15 protein-coding genes are annotated in these 15,951 nt (G+C 46.3%); 9 read left to right on the forward strand and 6 right to left on the reverse strand.

Annotated elements, in window-relative coordinates; translation table 11 throughout:
• Positions 1–486 precede the first annotated feature (486 nt).
• The 4 genes from U2F10_RS06515 to U2F10_RS06530 form a co-directional block, all read right to left on the reverse strand.
• The gene (locus U2F10_RS06515) at positions 487–2,370 is read right to left on the reverse strand and encodes a sensor histidine kinase (protein WP_499871380.1); all 1,884 of its coding nucleotides are present in this window, start codon (positions 2,368–2,370) and stop codon (positions 487–489) included.
• The gene (locus U2F10_RS06520; protein WP_163703102.1) at positions 2,371–3,039 is read right to left on the reverse strand and encodes a response regulator; all 669 of its coding nucleotides are present in this window, start codon (positions 3,037–3,039) and stop codon (positions 2,371–2,373) included.
• Between the two features lie 256 nt (positions 3,040–3,295).
• Complete coding sequence (locus U2F10_RS06525; protein ID WP_499060002.1) at positions 3,296–3,436, reverse strand: hypothetical protein; 141 nt, start codon at positions 3,434–3,436, stop codon at positions 3,296–3,298.
• A 27-nt stretch (positions 3,437–3,463) separates the two neighbouring features.
• The gene (locus tag U2F10_RS06530; RefSeq protein WP_163670797.1) at positions 3,464–4,189 is read right to left on the reverse strand and encodes a DUF928 domain-containing protein; all 726 of its coding nucleotides are present in this window, start codon (positions 4,187–4,189) and stop codon (positions 3,464–3,466) included.
• Between the two features lie 381 nt (positions 4,190–4,570).
• Between U2F10_RS06530 and U2F10_RS06535 the strand changes: the two genes are divergently transcribed.
• Complete coding sequence (locus U2F10_RS06535) at positions 4,571–5,770, forward strand: amidohydrolase (protein ID WP_163670799.1); 1,200 nt, start codon at positions 4,571–4,573, stop codon at positions 5,768–5,770.
• Between the two features lie 94 nt (positions 5,771–5,864).
• On the opposite strand, the gene U2F10_RS06540 is transcribed toward U2F10_RS06535, so the two are convergent.
• The gene (locus U2F10_RS06540; protein WP_499871382.1) at positions 5,865–7,082 is read right to left on the reverse strand and encodes a CBS domain-containing protein; all 1,218 of its coding nucleotides are present in this window, start codon (positions 7,080–7,082) and stop codon (positions 5,865–5,867) included.
• 132 nt (positions 7,083–7,214) lie between these two features.
• Positions 7,215–7,586, reverse strand: a complete 372-nt coding sequence (locus U2F10_RS06545; RefSeq protein ID WP_163670818.1) for a recombinase family protein — start codon at positions 7,584–7,586, stop codon at positions 7,215–7,217.
• A 171-nt stretch (positions 7,587–7,757) separates the two neighbouring features.
• On the opposite strand from U2F10_RS06545, the gene U2F10_RS06550 reads away from it, so the two are divergent.
• From U2F10_RS06550 to U2F10_RS06585, 8 genes are all read left to right on the forward strand, one after another.
• Positions 7,758–8,054, forward strand: coding sequence for a 2Fe-2S iron-sulfur cluster-binding protein (locus tag U2F10_RS06550; protein ID WP_006519722.1), 297 nt, complete (start codon positions 7,758–7,760; stop codon positions 8,052–8,054).
• Positions 8,055–8,171: 117 nt separating this feature from the next.
• Positions 8,172–8,339 carry a hypothetical protein gene (locus tag U2F10_RS06555; RefSeq protein ID WP_499871384.1) on the forward strand — a complete coding sequence of 56 codons (168 nt, stop codon included), beginning with the start codon at positions 8,172–8,174 and terminating at the stop codon, positions 8,337–8,339.
• Positions 8,340–8,417: 78 nt separating this feature from the next.
• Entirely contained in the window at positions 8,418–8,879 is a 462-nt protein-coding gene (locus U2F10_RS06560; protein WP_163670822.1) for a CBS domain-containing protein, read from the forward strand.
• Between the two features lie 189 nt (positions 8,880–9,068).
• On the forward strand, positions 9,069–9,617 hold the full coding sequence (locus U2F10_RS06565) for a CBS domain-containing protein (RefSeq protein ID WP_163670824.1): 549 nt from the start codon (positions 9,069–9,071) through the stop codon (positions 9,615–9,617).
• Between the two features lie 1,552 nt (positions 9,618–11,169).
• Entirely contained in the window at positions 11,170–12,453 is a 1,284-nt protein-coding gene (locus tag U2F10_RS06570; protein WP_163670827.1) for a response regulator, read from the forward strand.
• A gap of 116 nt (positions 12,454–12,569) precedes the next feature.
• On the forward strand, positions 12,570–12,935 hold the full coding sequence (locus U2F10_RS06575; RefSeq protein ID WP_006519718.1) for a response regulator: 366 nt from the start codon (positions 12,570–12,572) through the stop codon (positions 12,933–12,935).
• Positions 12,932–13,480, forward strand: a complete 549-nt coding sequence (locus U2F10_RS06580; RefSeq protein ID WP_163670829.1) for a chemotaxis protein CheW — start codon at positions 12,932–12,934, stop codon at positions 13,478–13,480. The genes U2F10_RS06575 and U2F10_RS06580 overlap by 4 nt, the downstream gene beginning before the upstream one ends.
• Before the next feature lie 61 nt (positions 13,481–13,541).
• Positions 13,542–15,872: a methyl-accepting chemotaxis protein gene (locus tag U2F10_RS06585; protein ID WP_499060008.1), complete on the forward strand. Its 2,331-nt coding sequence runs from the start codon at positions 13,542–13,544 to the stop codon at positions 15,870–15,872.
• Positions 15,873–15,951: the final 79 nt, after the last annotated feature.

Consider the following 15,951-nt stretch of genomic DNA (forward strand, 5'->3'; position numbering starts at 1 on the left):
CTTAATCTCAATCGAGCAAATCAGCTCGCTCCATATTGCAAGACAATAGATAGCACGTCTTGAATTTATAAAGGCTGATCTGAGTCTCCTAATAAATAAACAAATATGGAGAAATACTGCAAAATATGGAGCAAAGCTTAAGCAGATATGAAGCAACGAATAATTTTTGATTTTTGCTCGTTATCTTTGAGCGTATCAGGTTATACAGCCTGAAACTGTGTTGGCTGGGTGTTGTACCGCTATGTCCCATTATCAGACCTTGAAGGAGAGCGACGTCAAAGGTTTGAGCAACACGCAACCTATAGACTAGGGCGGTGGTGAGTTTTTGTCGCTTCCTCACCTTTATTGTTTCCGAAGAGGGCTTCAACTCCCTAACAGAGCGGTCGTAGGAAACAAACGTTCTAAGTCACTCCTCTCCACTTTGATAGGAGTGACTCGTCTTTGCATTGAAAATCATTGGGCATTGTGGTGCCTTGGCTGGCTGCCTCACCGGGACTTCCACTTTGCTTTGCGTGTGGACCAATAAAGTTCACTACAGACGCCACGGGGTTCCAAACGTTGACGTTCAAAGTAACCGCCCAGATGGTTAGCTAGCTTAGTTGCTTGCTGAGTGCCTCGACCAATCCGTCGATAATTTTGATTAGGATCTTGACTCACCCCGTTATCTACAACGCGAATTATATTTTTAGAGTCTTCTTGACGACAAATTACCACTAAGCGAGAACAACTTCTGGCATATTTACCCACGTTGCAGAGGGCTTCTTCTAAAAAGCGGCCAATCTCTCGCTTGCGATCATCACTTAAGCCTTGTTCTAACATCGGCTCGAAAGTTCTAATGTGGACTTTAATGCCTTCAAAGTGAGGGAATTCATTGCGCTGTAACGTATGTTCATAGACCTCATAGAGCATTTCATGCAGCGGCTGATTTAATCGAATAATGCGGTTACCATCTAGCTGTAAACAACAGCTCTCCTCAACCAGAAACTCTTGCTGCATGGCTTCATAGATACCCCGCAATTCTTGATTGAGGGATCGTAAGTCACGATGTAGGTCAGAAGAGAAATTTGGGTCTTCGGATACACGCGACAAGATAGTCGACAATTTTTGCAGTGGCCCGTTGTGAATTTGGTCAAATGTGCGCTCTATAAGCTGCTGACGATCTTCTAGACGTAGCGTCAGCTCATATTGTCTTCTATAGGAGGGATATAGGGCGACACCATTTAAGAAGAAGGCAACGGCAGCGGGAATGAGCGGAATCCACCAGCCGATGTATAACAATCCATAGCTGATAAATGTTAGGCCTAAGACCAGGATGACAAGGCTGACAAAGTAATAGGTGGCTTTAATTTTGAAACGGGCTAAGACAATACCCAACATACCCCAGCCGACAATCCAAGTATATTCGACCCAGTCGGGCCACCCTCTTAATAAAGGGCGATCATCTAAAACAGCATTGATAATTTGACTAATGGCATGGGCCTGTAATTCTACACCGGTTACCAAACCAGGGTTAAAGCCATCAATAGCAGCGGTATTGACGATATCTTTGACACTTTGGGCGGTGACTCCAATTAAAACAAGGCGATCTTTAAGCAGGGTTGGAGAGAACTCCCCAGTTTGAATATCTTGATAGGTAATGATGTCAAATGGGGTGGAGCCGCTGCGAAAATTGATGAGTATCTGCTCACCCCCTGCATCTGTTTGAACATATCCTCCTGTGTTGGGTTCAAAGGGTACTAGCTCCACAGACCCAAACCGCATAGCGCTAGGGTTACGAAGGCCATTTTCGAGCATTAGCCCTGCTTGAACCAGGTAAGCTTCAGCCAGGCGGATGGTGAAGGAAAAACGATAGTTATTGTGCTCATCTGTTGCCCCTAAGAGACTACGACGAACAAAACCATCATCGTCTAACAAAGTGTCAACAAAACCGATGCGAGATTCTGGAGCATCGGTAGGGGGAGGAATACTGGGCGGTAAAATTTTGTTGATAACAACTAAGTTGTCCAGGTCTTGGATCGTTTTAATAAAATCCTTGTGACCGGGTTCTATGGGGATGTCGCGCAATATGTCCAAACCCATGACGGTGGGTTGATACTGATTCACGTCTGTTAGTAAATCGGACAATACTCCACTGGGCAGTGGGTATTCGCCAATGGCTTGAATATCTTCTTCAGTGATGGCAACTACCGTAATGCGCTGATCGGTGATTTCTGCGGGTCGCGATCGCAACCCAGCATCCAACGCCTGCCACTCAAAGGGTTGAAAAATACCCAGGAGTCGAGCCGCCACCACAGCACCAACAATGGGAATCCCAGGTAAAATGCCCCGGACACCATCAAGCAGCCACCGTTTGAAGACGCGTGTGCCCATTTAATCCAACAGACCCTCCTGACGCGCCCGAATTTCTGTTTGAATGCGCATATTTTTTCCCTCATCTGGATATACCCCCAGGGCATCCTGCACTCTGGTCCAATAGTGTCGTACGGTGCGCTCAGATATGCACATCTTTTCTGCAATTGTTTTATCTTGCAACCCCTCTTGAAACGCCAACCGTAATACCTCTAACCATTCCGGTTTCACTTCTAGTTTGACCCGCATCTCGCGCGGCGTGTAGACCAAACCTTGCAGCGACCAGTCCACCTTGGTCAACATCTCTCGCATGGGGGCACTTTTATCAGAAATGGTGAACCCACCCTGGTGCATTTCAATGGCAGGCTTGAGTCTTACTAAAGAACGTACATGAGCACTTTGCACAACAAAATTAAGCTGTGGGTAGTCCGTCATCAGATCGCGCAGCAGCTGAATGCCAACCTCTGTTTGAGCAGGCGCATTTGCCTGGGGAGGAATAGAAAGATCCATAATCGCCAGATCAGGCTGATCTTGGGCAATGATATCCTTTGCAGATTGAGCATCTTGGCCAGTTAGAAATTTGGTGTCTGGATATTGCGTTTGCAACAGATTGAGGGTGCCTGCCAGGACAGCCTCATGATCATCCACAATCACAATTAACTTAGGGGGCAGCTCTGATGTAGTTGGCATAGTCTAGTAATTGCTCCGATCAAGGTTGATTAGGGACTGGGATAAAGACCCGCAAAACTCACAACTCACCTCGACATCACTCCATATCATCCGACAACGCCCCGGCATAAAGAGTTGAAATATTTGTTGATTTTTATTCAATTCCCATTGAAGCGATGTGGAGTTCATAGTGTCTGGAGTCAGGTTATCTAAACTGAGCTGCAACTTTTCCCTATCCTTTATTTCTAGCAGGCCTAGGGGTATACGCGCTGGTTGTTCAGCGGACTGAAACACTAGTAAACATGTTGCGCCCATACCCCAGCACCCTACGCTGTTGCTCGGCCTGTTGCTGAGGCCATGGCAAAGGTTGCTCCAAACCCAGTTGAACCACCCTATGGTGACTTATCCACCGTTGCATTAAATTAAGACAATCAGTGACGGCTGGTCAATGCTCAGGAGTTGCGATCGCATCTTCTAGAATGGCCAAATCATTCAGCAACGCTCTGCGCATGGCAACCACATCGGGCTGTTCACCCTGGCCCAAAATTGAGATGGCATCATACCAATAACCAGCCATAGCATAGGTTTCAGCTTTTTCCGAGGCGTTGGCCGTCGTAGAAATAGTGCTGACTGACATGGGAACAAACTCAATTTCAGCTTCGTAAACCAGCGCCGAAGACGGGCGATTGGGGTTACACTGCAATACCAACTGCCATAGATACCGTGTTCCAGATTGCAGTTCCACTGGCGGCTGGTACTGGTTGATGCCCGGTTCATAGGACAGCATTTGTAAATGCTCTAGTTCATAGGAGCCCGATGCATCGATCGTGTAGAAGCTAAACTCCACGGGAACAGGCTCATCGTCTGGTAAAAACCAAGTCAGTTGGGGTTGAGTGTTAGCTGTAATCCCAACAAAGCCCTTAGGGGCAAAAATACTCGGCGCAGATTCGCCGCTAAAGCAACCGCCACGTCGGGTGCCGGTGGGTGTGCTGGGGGACTGCGGCGCAGAGGGGTTAACCGGCTGAAAATAACGGGGGGCGGTTGATATGGTGACACCCTCAGGCGCTGAGCCGTCTGATCTGGTGGGCTGATAATCAGCATATGCGATCGCACTCAGGTTGCTAGCCACCCAGACAATGCCTAAAACTTTTATCAAGGAATGATTTTTCATTTTGATTCCACGATAGACACCACCATTCACAACTCTCGAACTCTGCCCCAGTTTTCTTAAATATATAGGACGTTTTCCAGCAGCAGCTAGTTTTCCTTTCACGGATATCTTTTATCCAACGACCCTACGCCATATAAACAGTCATCGTTACCAGTTTGAAGTATGCTTTTGTCGAAAATTTGCCAATGCAATTGCTGATTCAGAGGATTCACCGGTCTAGAGCGATTGCTATTGAACGGTGTCTTACAACTAAAGCTATCCCAAGGATCAGCAATGCCCTGTCAATTCTCAGCATCTCGCAGCTTAATTCAGACCGCTGCCTAGCAACGCCGTCGTCTTCCGCTTACCTTAGTCAACATTCAGTAGTCAGTATTTTCCGCAATGCTCAGCCAGATTCAAGCCATTACCCAAAAAATCACCCCCCGCCTGATCGAAATTCGTCGTCACATCCACGCCCATCCAGAACTGAGTGGTCAAGAATACCAAACGGCTGCCTATGTGGCGGGGGTGATGTCATCCTACGGATTTCATGTGCAAGAAATGATTGGCAAAACCGGTGTTGTTGCCAATCTAGAAGGCACTGGACAAATTTCTGACATCCTGGCCATACGTACGGACATGGATGCTTTGCCCATTCCCGAGCAGGTGGATTTGCCCTTTGTTTCTAAAAATCGGGGCATTATGCACGCCTGTGGCCATGATGTGCATACCACCGTAGGATTAGGTACCGCCATGGTGCTGGCAGAACTGACTGAACAGCAGCCCTTTGCTGGGACCACGCGATTTTTATTTCAGCCCGCTGAGGAGACGGTGCAGGGGGCGAAGTGGATGATTGCCGATGATGTCCTAGCAGATGTGGCGGCGATCTTTGGGGTACATGTGTTTCCCAGTATCAAGGCCGGTAAAGTTGGACTGCGACGCGGCGTCTTAACAGCAGCAGCGGATGATCTAGAGATTGTCATCATTGGCGAGTCGGGCCATGGCGCTCGCCCCCATGAGGCCATTGATGCCATTTGGGTGGCCTCCCAGGTGATGACCACCCTACAGCAGTCCATCAGCCGGCGACTAAACCCGCTACATCCTGCTGTCATTACCATTGGCAAAATTTCTGGGGGCAAAGCGGCCAACGTCATCGCTGACCGCGTCGTCATGCAGGGAACGGTGCGATCGCTTCAGCCTGACATCTATGCCAAACTCCCCATCTGGATCGAAGAAATTGTCGCGGGTGTCTGTGCCATGCATGGCGCTAAGTACGAACTTAACTATCAGCGGCGAGTGGCCTCGGTGATCAACACCGACCACTTAGTGGCCATCGTTGCCAATGCCGCCCAAACTGCCCTGGGCGATAGTCACATCGAATGGCTAGCTGAACCCTCCATGGGCTCTGAAGATTTTGCCCTTTACACCGAACGGGTACCTGGCAACATGTTCCGCTTAGGCGTCGGATTTGAGGGACGACACAATCATCCGCTGCATCACCCTAAGTTTGAAGTGAATGAGGAGGCGATCGCAACTGGTGTGCTGACGATGGCAACCAGCGTTTATGAGTATTGGCAACAGGTTGAGGGGAAGGGGGGGTAGGTATTGGTTATTGGTTACGGGCTCTTAGTTCAAGGCCTTTAATGGGGAGCACCCATTTAACAACAATCAACCAATACCTAATAACCAATACCCCCTATTGCCCCAACATTGCCTGTACCTGCTGTAGCGATCGCAATGCGCCTTGCACCAAACCCTGTTGCTGATCTGACCTCACATTAGCGTCATCTGATAAGCCCAGTAGCTTAGTTTCAATATCAAATAGTAGGTTGGTGATCTGGTCTGCGTTGTTCGCAGGCTGGGGCGTTGTCCTCAGATTCTGGGCTGAGGGGGAGCCCTCCCCAATTTGGTGCAAGGTACGCTGAAGGCTCTCGATGATGCCGTACATCTCAATGGGATCAAATACTCTCAGCAGACTGGTTTGGGTGACAATGCCCAAACCGCTGCCCCAATTCCAGGACACCACCAGACGGCGCACATGGCGTGTTTGCATTGCTTGGTGAGCTGTCCACAAAGAATCCGTAGGCTCTAACAAAAATAGCGGTGTGCTCATCACATCCTGAGCCGTTAATCGCTGTAGATTTAGCTCCAGGGCCTGAAATTGCACAATATCGCGCTCTGTGACAATGCCCATGGGCGTAAAGGCCTGGAGCTCACGGCGGTCGGTATCATGACTATCCACTTCGACAATCACAATGCAGCTGACTCGGTGCTCTGCCAGCTGCTGAGCCAGCTGCATCACCGGCGTATTGGGCGACGCATGGATCACATTGGTGGACATCACATCCGCAACCCGCCGCATCCTGAGCAAATTTGCCGGACGCAGTACCCGCCGAATACTATCGGGGGTGACAATACCCACGGGTTTATTGTGCTCATCAACGATGGGCAAATGCCGAATCCGATAGCGACGGAATAAAAATAGGACCGCAAAAATATCTTGAAACGCCGACTGTTGTAGGGTCTTGACCGGCGATGTCATGACATCAGCAACGGTGAGCGCACTTAAATCCACACCATCGGCAGTCAGTCTGACAATATCGCGCTCGGTAAAAATGCCAATGGTCTGATCATTATCTACGATCAAAACACAACTAGAATGGCGGTGATTAGAGCTGCCCGTCGTCAACCCACAGTTACTCCGTATAGCACCCATAGTTGCGATCGCCTCACCCAAAGGCCAATCAGGAGATACCTTTAATACCTGGCGATCAATGGCGTCTGTCATCATCGGAGTGACCGTTTGCCATGGATCAGACGGCGTGGCGCTCCCATCAGGAATCTGATAGTCACCCAGCTCAGCACAATTGATGTCGGGCATAGGCATTGAATTCAAGGCCTTATCAAGGGTCATTAGGGATGTAACACATAAACAAGATTAAAACTTTACCAAGCATGGACTTTAGCTACCCTGAGGTATATAGTTAAGGATGTAACATTACATCAACCCAAAAGCCCATATGAATAGCGTTTGGAGGGGTTTAGGTTATGCCTCAGCCTCATTATCAGATGCATTGGCAGGCTTGCCAGGCTCACCCGTTACTCTGGGCGTTTTTCCGTAGAGCCTGTCTAGGACACGCTTAACCGATATGCGCTGCCATTCTTTACCCCGCTTAGTCTTATAGCCCTGGGTATTCATCCAGTTAGCAATTTGCTGTAGCGATTTTCCAGACTTATGGTGACGACGTATCAGCTCAATGATTTGCTGTTCTTTTTCATCGGCCACTAAATTGCCATCGACCGTTTTTTCTCCAAATGGAGGCGAACCGTAGCCAGCATATCCTCCCTGGGCTGCTTTACTACGTCTTCCTAATTCTAGTCTTTCCCAAATGGGGTTCTTTTGAGCGTCGGTAGACATAGGAACTATGAACGGATGGTAATAAGTATGGAACCCAAATGGCACCCAGTACTCCTAGCATATCGGTGTTTGGGATGCGGTTCTGCTAGTAGCCTAACAAACTTAATCGTGGCTAGGCCTACTTCCGCAGGGGAAAAGCAGCTGTATTTTTTGTAGAGAGGAGAATAATTGATGGCGACGTATAAGGTGACACTAATTGGCGAAGATGGTGCACAGCAAGTTATTGACGTGCCTGACGATCAATACATTGTTGATGCAGCTGAAGAGCAAGGCATTGATTTACCGGTTTCTTGCCGTTCTGGTGCTTGTTCTACCTGCGCTGGCAAACTAGTTGCTGGCAGCATAGATCAATCAGATCAGTCATTTCTGGAAGATGAACAAATTGAAGCCGGATTTGTTCTAACTTGCGTAGCCTATCCCCAGTCTGATTGCACCATTCAAACCCACCAAGAAGACAACCTTGAATAAAACTGTTGATGATTCATATAAGAACTAGCAACGCCTAATTTATATGATGGGCCAATCGCCATGCCGGAATTTACACCCTTTTCCTCTCAACAAGTTCATTGTCCATATTGCGGAGCCATGGCTGATCGCTACTTTTTAGACCTTAGTCAGTTATCTGAACAGGTGGCACAGCGATGTGCAGCTGATGACTTTGTGACGCGAACTGTTTGTGACCATTGCGATTATTTAATGGTGCTCTGCACCAAGAGTGATACAGTCCTCGAGGCCTACATAGCAGGCTTTTAAAACATCAGACGTTTTGCCCAACGCCTATCCATAGAAGCTTTTTAAGCTTTTTATTTGTAGATCAGGAGATTTGCGACAATGATGGCAGCAAGAGAAATCATGACCCAGGATGTGGTCTCCATTAGCGGCTCAGCGACAGTGGCTGAAGCTGTTGCCTTGATGAAAGAAAAGGGACTACGAGCACTGATTGTAGATCGTCGCAACGAAGACGATCCTTATGGCATGGTGACAGAAACTGACATCGTGTACAAAGTAGCCGCCCATGGCCATGACCCTAAAGAAATGCGGGTTTATCAGATTATGACCAAGCCCTGCATTGTAGTGACACCAGAGCTGGGGGTAGAATATGTAGCGCGTTTGTTTGCCAATACTAAAATTCGTCGTGCTCCCGTAGTTCAGGGCCGTCTACTCGGCGTCATTTCAATTTCAGACATTTTACGCAAGAGCGACTTTGTCGAAAAACCAAAGAAGGATTTCTATGGGAATGATGCCTACATGGATAATCCAGAAGTTCTGCAACAGCGGGAATATGATGTTTAGGCATCAGGCTAAAGATATCAGGTACGGAATAAACGTTAGGGCCTGCCCCTAAAATTCAGCCTATGCTTATAAACTTGAAGCTAGGGCCTAGGGCTTGAATTACCAATTAATTAAAGTCAGACGCAAGAGATTCTCCCAAACTGAGAATCTCTTTTACTTATCTTCTTTTTGACGAGGAACAGAGCAATCATGATGCAGGCAAAAGATATTATGACCGCTGATGTAATTACCATTAGTGGTTCGGCCACCGTTGCTGAAGCAGTTGAACTGATGAAAAACAAAGGATTGCGCGCATTGATCGTAGACCGGAGAAATGAAGACGATCCCTACGGCATGGTGACGGAAACCGATATCGTCTATAAGGTAGCGGCCTACGGTCACAATCCTAAAGAAATGAGGGTGTTTGAGATTATGACTAAGCCTTGCATTGTCGTACCACCAGATCTGGGTGTGGAGTACGTAGCCCGCTTGTTTACCAATACTAAGATCCGTCGGGCTCCAGTTGTTCAGGGACGTCTGATGGGCATTATCTCAGTGTCAGACATCCTCTGTAAAAGTGACTTTGTAGAGAAACCTAAGCGACTATTCATTGAAGATGAAATTGATGTCGCCCGTCAAGAAGCGCGCAAAGTGTGTGAGGACCAGGGTGCCACATCCCCTGCCTGTGCTGCTGCTTGGGATGTAGTCGAAGAACTACAGGCAACGGCAGCCCATCAAAGAGCGACTAAAAAAAGCTAACGTTCGTTCGGACTAATCGATAGCAACCGTAAAGATTAAAACCCTCTGTTCTTGACCAAGACAGAACAGAGGGTAACTCCCTGCACTTTAAAGTTCAGGAACGTGTCAGCTAATAAAGTGACGGATTTGACCCAACTTAAAGCGAATCGTCCAAGGGTGATAGTTCTGGACTGAAGGAACCTCAGTTTTTAAATGGCTAGATGTAGGCTAATGGGACGCTTTAGACGTACTCCAGACACAGATGATTGGGATGCGATCGCGCATTACATCAATTCATTAAGCCACTCATCTCAGCTCCCTATCATACTTTAGTCTAGGGCTCTACACAGGTCACTAGCCACACCATGACCAAAGAATTCATCTATTAACTCATCACCCACACAATAGATACCCTATGGATAATGTCCACGTTTCCTAACTATATAAACTATATAATGTCTACGTTTCCTAACGATGTAGATATTCCAGATTAAGATATTGTCAGAGCTGTAGGGTCTCTCAAGCAGCTTAAGCTCTTCAAATGCCTGAATTTAGATCAGGACATTTTTTTCATACCCAGAAGATAACCCTGCAATACAAAAAGTATTGATAAATCTACTTTGGTCTACATGAAAACATCGAGTCTGGTAGAATATTGTATTAAGAACGGAACATCTACATCGTCTAGAAGTGCACATCGGCTAATCTGTTAGCATCTGCCAACTAGCAAAGCAGGTTTATCTACCACATCAAACACTTCTAGAGAAAACTAGCTACAACATCAGGCCATCTAGGCATGGGATCATAAAACCAGTGTCTTTTGATACCCAAACATACTCGGCATCTGAACAAGTAATGATACGTCTCAAGGCATGAAAGATCTCTTATATTTCTCATATAAAAATATAACCGAGATTTCCCTAAAACAACAACCTTTGAATAAGCTTTGGCTGAGACAGCCTAAATGTGCAATACATTGCTAGATTGTTATTGGTCAAATTTTAAGGTATGGGACCTTAGCAGGTACATGAATGGGACAGTTCTTGCCTGAAGCACAATGTATATGGTTTTCACGACAATACATTGCTATGGTTAATACCTGATCTTGGCCATTAATACAAAGCAATCGCACTTTATAACATCACTAGAAGTCCATCCAAAACCAGTACTAAAGTTTCGAATTAGATTACCGGAGAAACGACTTCAAACAGTGAATAATTCTTTGTATCGATTGTGTTTCCCTTTGCTTCAAGTCAAAAAATCACATAGAAGTAGATGTATAAAATCTATTTCTAGACTAAATATTAACCTCAAAAAGAATGGGTTTCAAGGTATGTCTTAAGATTTCAGCAAAATCAATGATTTTTGGGATTCTTAGGAACTTTTTAAACCTATTTTCAATCGATAATCGATTTACCAATAGATTCTTCGAACTTTATTCGAATGCTTAAAAATCCTCTGACGTTTGAGAGTTTTTAGCTTTAACGAATTCACATTGTCTCGATTTTTTGATTTGACATTAGGTAATAGCTAATGAATTGAGGCCTACGGGAATTGTAAGGACATGAACTTTATGAAAAGCTTGCAAAAGTCAAGACTCACAAATACCACCAAAACCATCCGTAGCTTTCAACCTCTGGTTTTGCTAGCAAGCTTCGTTCATACCTATGGAAGCGGATGCTTAGAAGTTGATGCAAAATCAATGTCGTGGTGGATTTATTTCAAAGACGGCAAACTTAACTATGCATCCTATGCATCAGATAAAAGCCTCGCATATACCTTAAAGTGGCTCAAGCTTAAATTAGCTGCTATGAGTCAAAAAGCATTTGCCTGGCTTGAGGAAAATTCTGAAGAGTTACTAAATATAGAACCTGAGAATACTCAATCAATCCAATATTTTGACTATCAAATCATTTGCTATCTAATCGACCAAAAATATCTCGAATTATGGCAGGCCCAAGAGCTGATAGAACAGCTGACAAGAGAAGCCATTGAGTCGTTCCTATCTCTGTCAGGGGGAGCCGTCAGAATTGAAAGAGAACTTTTTGAAATCCCAATATTTACCAGGCTTGATCCTAAGGCAACCATTGAAGATTGCCAGGCACGTATCAAAACTTGGAAACTACTACGCCCCTTAATTACATCTCCACATCAGAGACCTTATATTGTCAGTCAGGATACTTTCTTTAACACTAACAATTCGGATTCTATTTCCCCCAGATTAAAAAGTAAGTTAGGCAACATTTTACGGGGATATAGCATTCGTCATATCGCAGCTATTTTGCAGCAAGATGAACTGGATGTTGCTAAGTTTTTGCATCCCTACATTGAGAATCAATCAATCCTACTACGGGCACCGGAATCTCCATTTGATCGACTAACAGGGCTAGAAAAACCACTAGCAAAAAAGGCCCAAGGCATAGATCCAATCAAAGGGATAAATTCAAATAGAAGCCCTTATTTGTCATCAAACTCCCATAAAAAACAAAAATCTCGACCTGTAATTGCCTGTGTTGATGACAGCCCAAATACATTAGATCAGATCGAACGTTTTTTAGGTGAAGAAAACTTCTCTGTCTTTAAATTTATTGAGCCCATTAAAGCTACATTTCAACTAAAACGGCTGAAGCCAGATATTATTTTGTTAGACCTAACAATGCCAACAATTAGTGGATATGAATTATGTAGAATGCTGAGACGTCTTCCCGGATTTGAAGATATACCTGTTGTAATGGTAACAGGCAAGAAAGGGATTATCAATAAGACAAGAGCTAAATTAGTAGGTGCTACCGATTATTTGGAGAAACCTTTTAATAGAGCTAGTTTGCTAGATGTGATATCTAGAAACCTGTCTTAAAAGATATCTAAAATAGTCAGTTTTATTTACATATAATTTCTGACTATTTGAATATGTCTTTGATGGATTGATTTTCCCAAACAACATTCAAACAACAGCTTTTGAGGTGAACTAACGTGACTAAGATCTTAGTTGTCGATGACTCTATCAACGAATTGGAACTTATCAGCAATTATCTGAGGAAAGGTGGATACACAGTCATCGTAGCCACTGATGCAAAAGAAGCGTTGAGTAAGGCCATTGAGCATCAGCCAAATGTGATCGTGACTGACTTGGTGATGCCAGGTATGAACGGCCTAGAAATGTGTCGTAATCTCAAGAAAAATCCGGTAACTCAGAAGGTGCCAATCGTAGCGTGCACCTCAAAATCAGGTGAGATTGATCGTCTCTGGGCCATGAAACAGGGAGTCAATGTCTATGTGACAAAACCCTTTACTGAAGATCAGCTTGTTAACGCCGTTCGATACAGTCTAAGTCAATGAAGTCATCTGTTCTTGCCCATCGACAAATTCAATCTGAGGCAACGTCTGGTGCGGCCTGCTTGAGTTTTCAGCTGAATGAACAAACTCCTGCTCTGTTCTCAATGAAGCAGGTGCAGGAGGTGATTGTTCTTCCAGCAAAGCAGATTACGCCTATGCCAAATATGCCCCCCTGTGTGCTGGGGTTATCCACTAGGCGGAGTCGAGTGATGTGGCTAGTGGATTTGGCCCATATGCTGCTATCTACTCCACTACCGTCCAATACTCGTAGTTATAACGTTGTGATTATCCGGGTAGCTCAGAGAGCACAGCAACAAAATATGCTTGTCTCGACAGCTCATAACCAGGCGCTCTTGGGTTTGATTGTCCCTACTATGAAGGGAGTTATCCGCTTTTCACTAGATTTAATTCAAACACCCAAAGGGCATTTTGCGCCAAGCATCGCCCCTTGTCTGCGTGGTTGTTTATTACAGCAAGATGAGATGTTACTGGTTCTGGATGCTGAAGCCATTGCCCGTTCTCCCATCTTGCAAAGTGCTTGGGGTTAATTCTTTAGCGCTTAATTTTCACTGTACCTTCTATCCACTTTACATCTAAGCAATTACCACAATGGCCCCTAACACCGAATTTCCGTCCCAATTGGACAACCTCACCGCCGGCAACGGTACTCTGCCTGAAAGCATGGACTCCACTGGCTATTCTCCCGCCGTGACCGCCAATCGTCAGAACGATGAACAGTCTAGGGCTCAGACATCCTCCGCAGGCTTTTGGCAAAAACTGACGCTTAAAACAAAGGTGCTGGGCCTGGCCCTCTCGCTGGGAGTGGCTCCGGTACTGGGGGTAGGTGGCCTGGGATATTTGCTAGTGGAGCAACGGGTAACAACTCAGGTAAATGATACTCGACAAGCAGCAACAGATGACATTGCTAAGTTTACGACAGAGTTTATGGATGGTCGTTTCCAGGACTTGAGAACGTTTTCACAGCTGAGCACATTTGCTGATCCTAAAGTGCGTGGGGCCATGACTACGGCTGAGAGAAATGCGTATCTCAGACGGATGGTTGAGTCGTCACCGATTTATGACGATATTGCTGTTGTGGACCTCAACGGCAGTCCGATTGCAGTCAGAGATCCCTCAGTAATTCAAGGCAATGTAAGTCAACTTGACTGGTTCCAGAATGTGATTAGTACCCAGGACATTACCTGGGTACAACCAAGAGCGCCTTTGGCGGGTGATCTGGCATTCGTACTGGTGGGGGCTGCGCCAATTTTTGACACCCAAACAGGGGAAATGATCTCTATTGTTCGTGTGCGTCTTGACCTCGAGGAACTAAAGCAACGTATCAGTGATTTTACGGCTCAACAGGCTGAGGTGGGGCTAATCGACGCTAATGAAGAGATCTTTCTGACCAACACGGAAGGCACAGAACTCAACCCAATTCTGGCTAACCTCTCTGATCGGGTGTCCTGGTTGCAGGATAGAGAACCTCAGATTTCGGTTCTAAACGCAGGGAACAATCCTCAGCTAACAGCCTACGCTCCTATTCTTAACGGTGACGAAGATCCACAGCTGAACTGGAGTGTCGTTAGTTTGGTGGACACGTCCACGGCCTATGTGGCATCACGGCAGCTGTTGAACACGGTGCTTGTGGGTACGGGAATTACGGTGTTGCTGGTGGCTGCGATCGCAACCCTGGTGGCCACCCGAGCTACCCTACCGATTTTGCAAATTACCGATTCGGTAAAACGCTTGGGTCAAGGTGACTTTGGCACCCGAATCAACACCCAGGGCGCAGACGAAATCGCCCAGTTGGGAAGCAATATCAACCTGATGGCATCACAAATTCAAACCCTGCTGGTGAAGCAAGAAGAATCGGTGCAGCAACAAATTTCTGCCCAAGCCCAGGTAGAACGCGCTGAAGAAGAACGTAAACGTAACGAGGTTCTACAGCGCGAACTGGTGCAGCTTTTGAACGAGATGGAAGAAGCATCTAACGGTAACCTCACGGTACGTACAGAGCTAACAGCGGGTGAAATTGGTATTATCGGTGACGTTTTCAACGCCATTATTGAGAACCTACGTTCAATCGTTGTCCAGGTGAAACAGGCAACTGGACAGGTAAATTCGTCTATTGACCAGAGTGAAGGTGCGATTCGCGAACTGGCCGATGAAGCCCTGGCTCAGATGGACGAAATTACCAACACTCTGAATTCAGTTGAGCAGATGTCTAACTCAATTCAAGAGGTGGCCGACAACGCCCGTCAGGCGGCACAGGTAGCACAGGTGGCATCCAACGCAGCCCAAGACAGTGGAACTGCCATGGACCGTACGGTAGAAAGTATTCTAGACCTGCGCTCTACGGTGGCAGAAACCGGTAAGAAGGTAAAACAGCTGGGTGAATCATCGCAGCAGATTTCTCAGGTGGTTTCGCTGATTAACGAAATTGCCATGAAGACCAACCTGCTAGCCGTAAACGCCAGTATTGAGGCGGCCCACGCAGGGGAAGAAGGTCAAGGCTTCGCAGTGGTTGCAAGTGAGGTTGGTCAGCTGGCGGAACAGTCGGCGGCAGCCACCAAAGAGATTGAGCAGATTGTGAAAAACATTCAGATGGGTACCCGAGACGTGGTAGAAGCCATGGAACGGGGTACAACCCAGGTGGTAGAAGGTACTCAGCTAGTACAAGAAACTAAAGAAGGCCTGGGACAGATTGTGGAAGTATCGCAGAAAATTGACGAGCTACTACAGTCTATTTCTAAAGCAACCGTTTCACAGGCTGAAACATCCCAGACGGTTACTCAGCTTATGCAACAGATTACGCAAGCTTCTAAACGCACATCAGATTCTTCCCGCGCCGTAGCCGGAAGACTACAAAATACGGTAGAAGTTGCCCGCGAACTGGAATCCGCTGTGGACCAGTTCAAAGTCAAGACAGATATGTAATCAACCATCGCTGGTTTCAGAGTATGGCTTAGGCTGCTTTCCTTCCTCTCTGAGACCAGCAACACGACAGTAGACATCT

It is taken from the genome of Leptothoe sp. EHU-05/26/07-4, assembly GCF_043421015.1.
GTDB lineage: Bacteria > Cyanobacteriota > Cyanobacteriia > Phormidesmidales > Phormidesmidaceae > Leptothoe > Leptothoe turfae.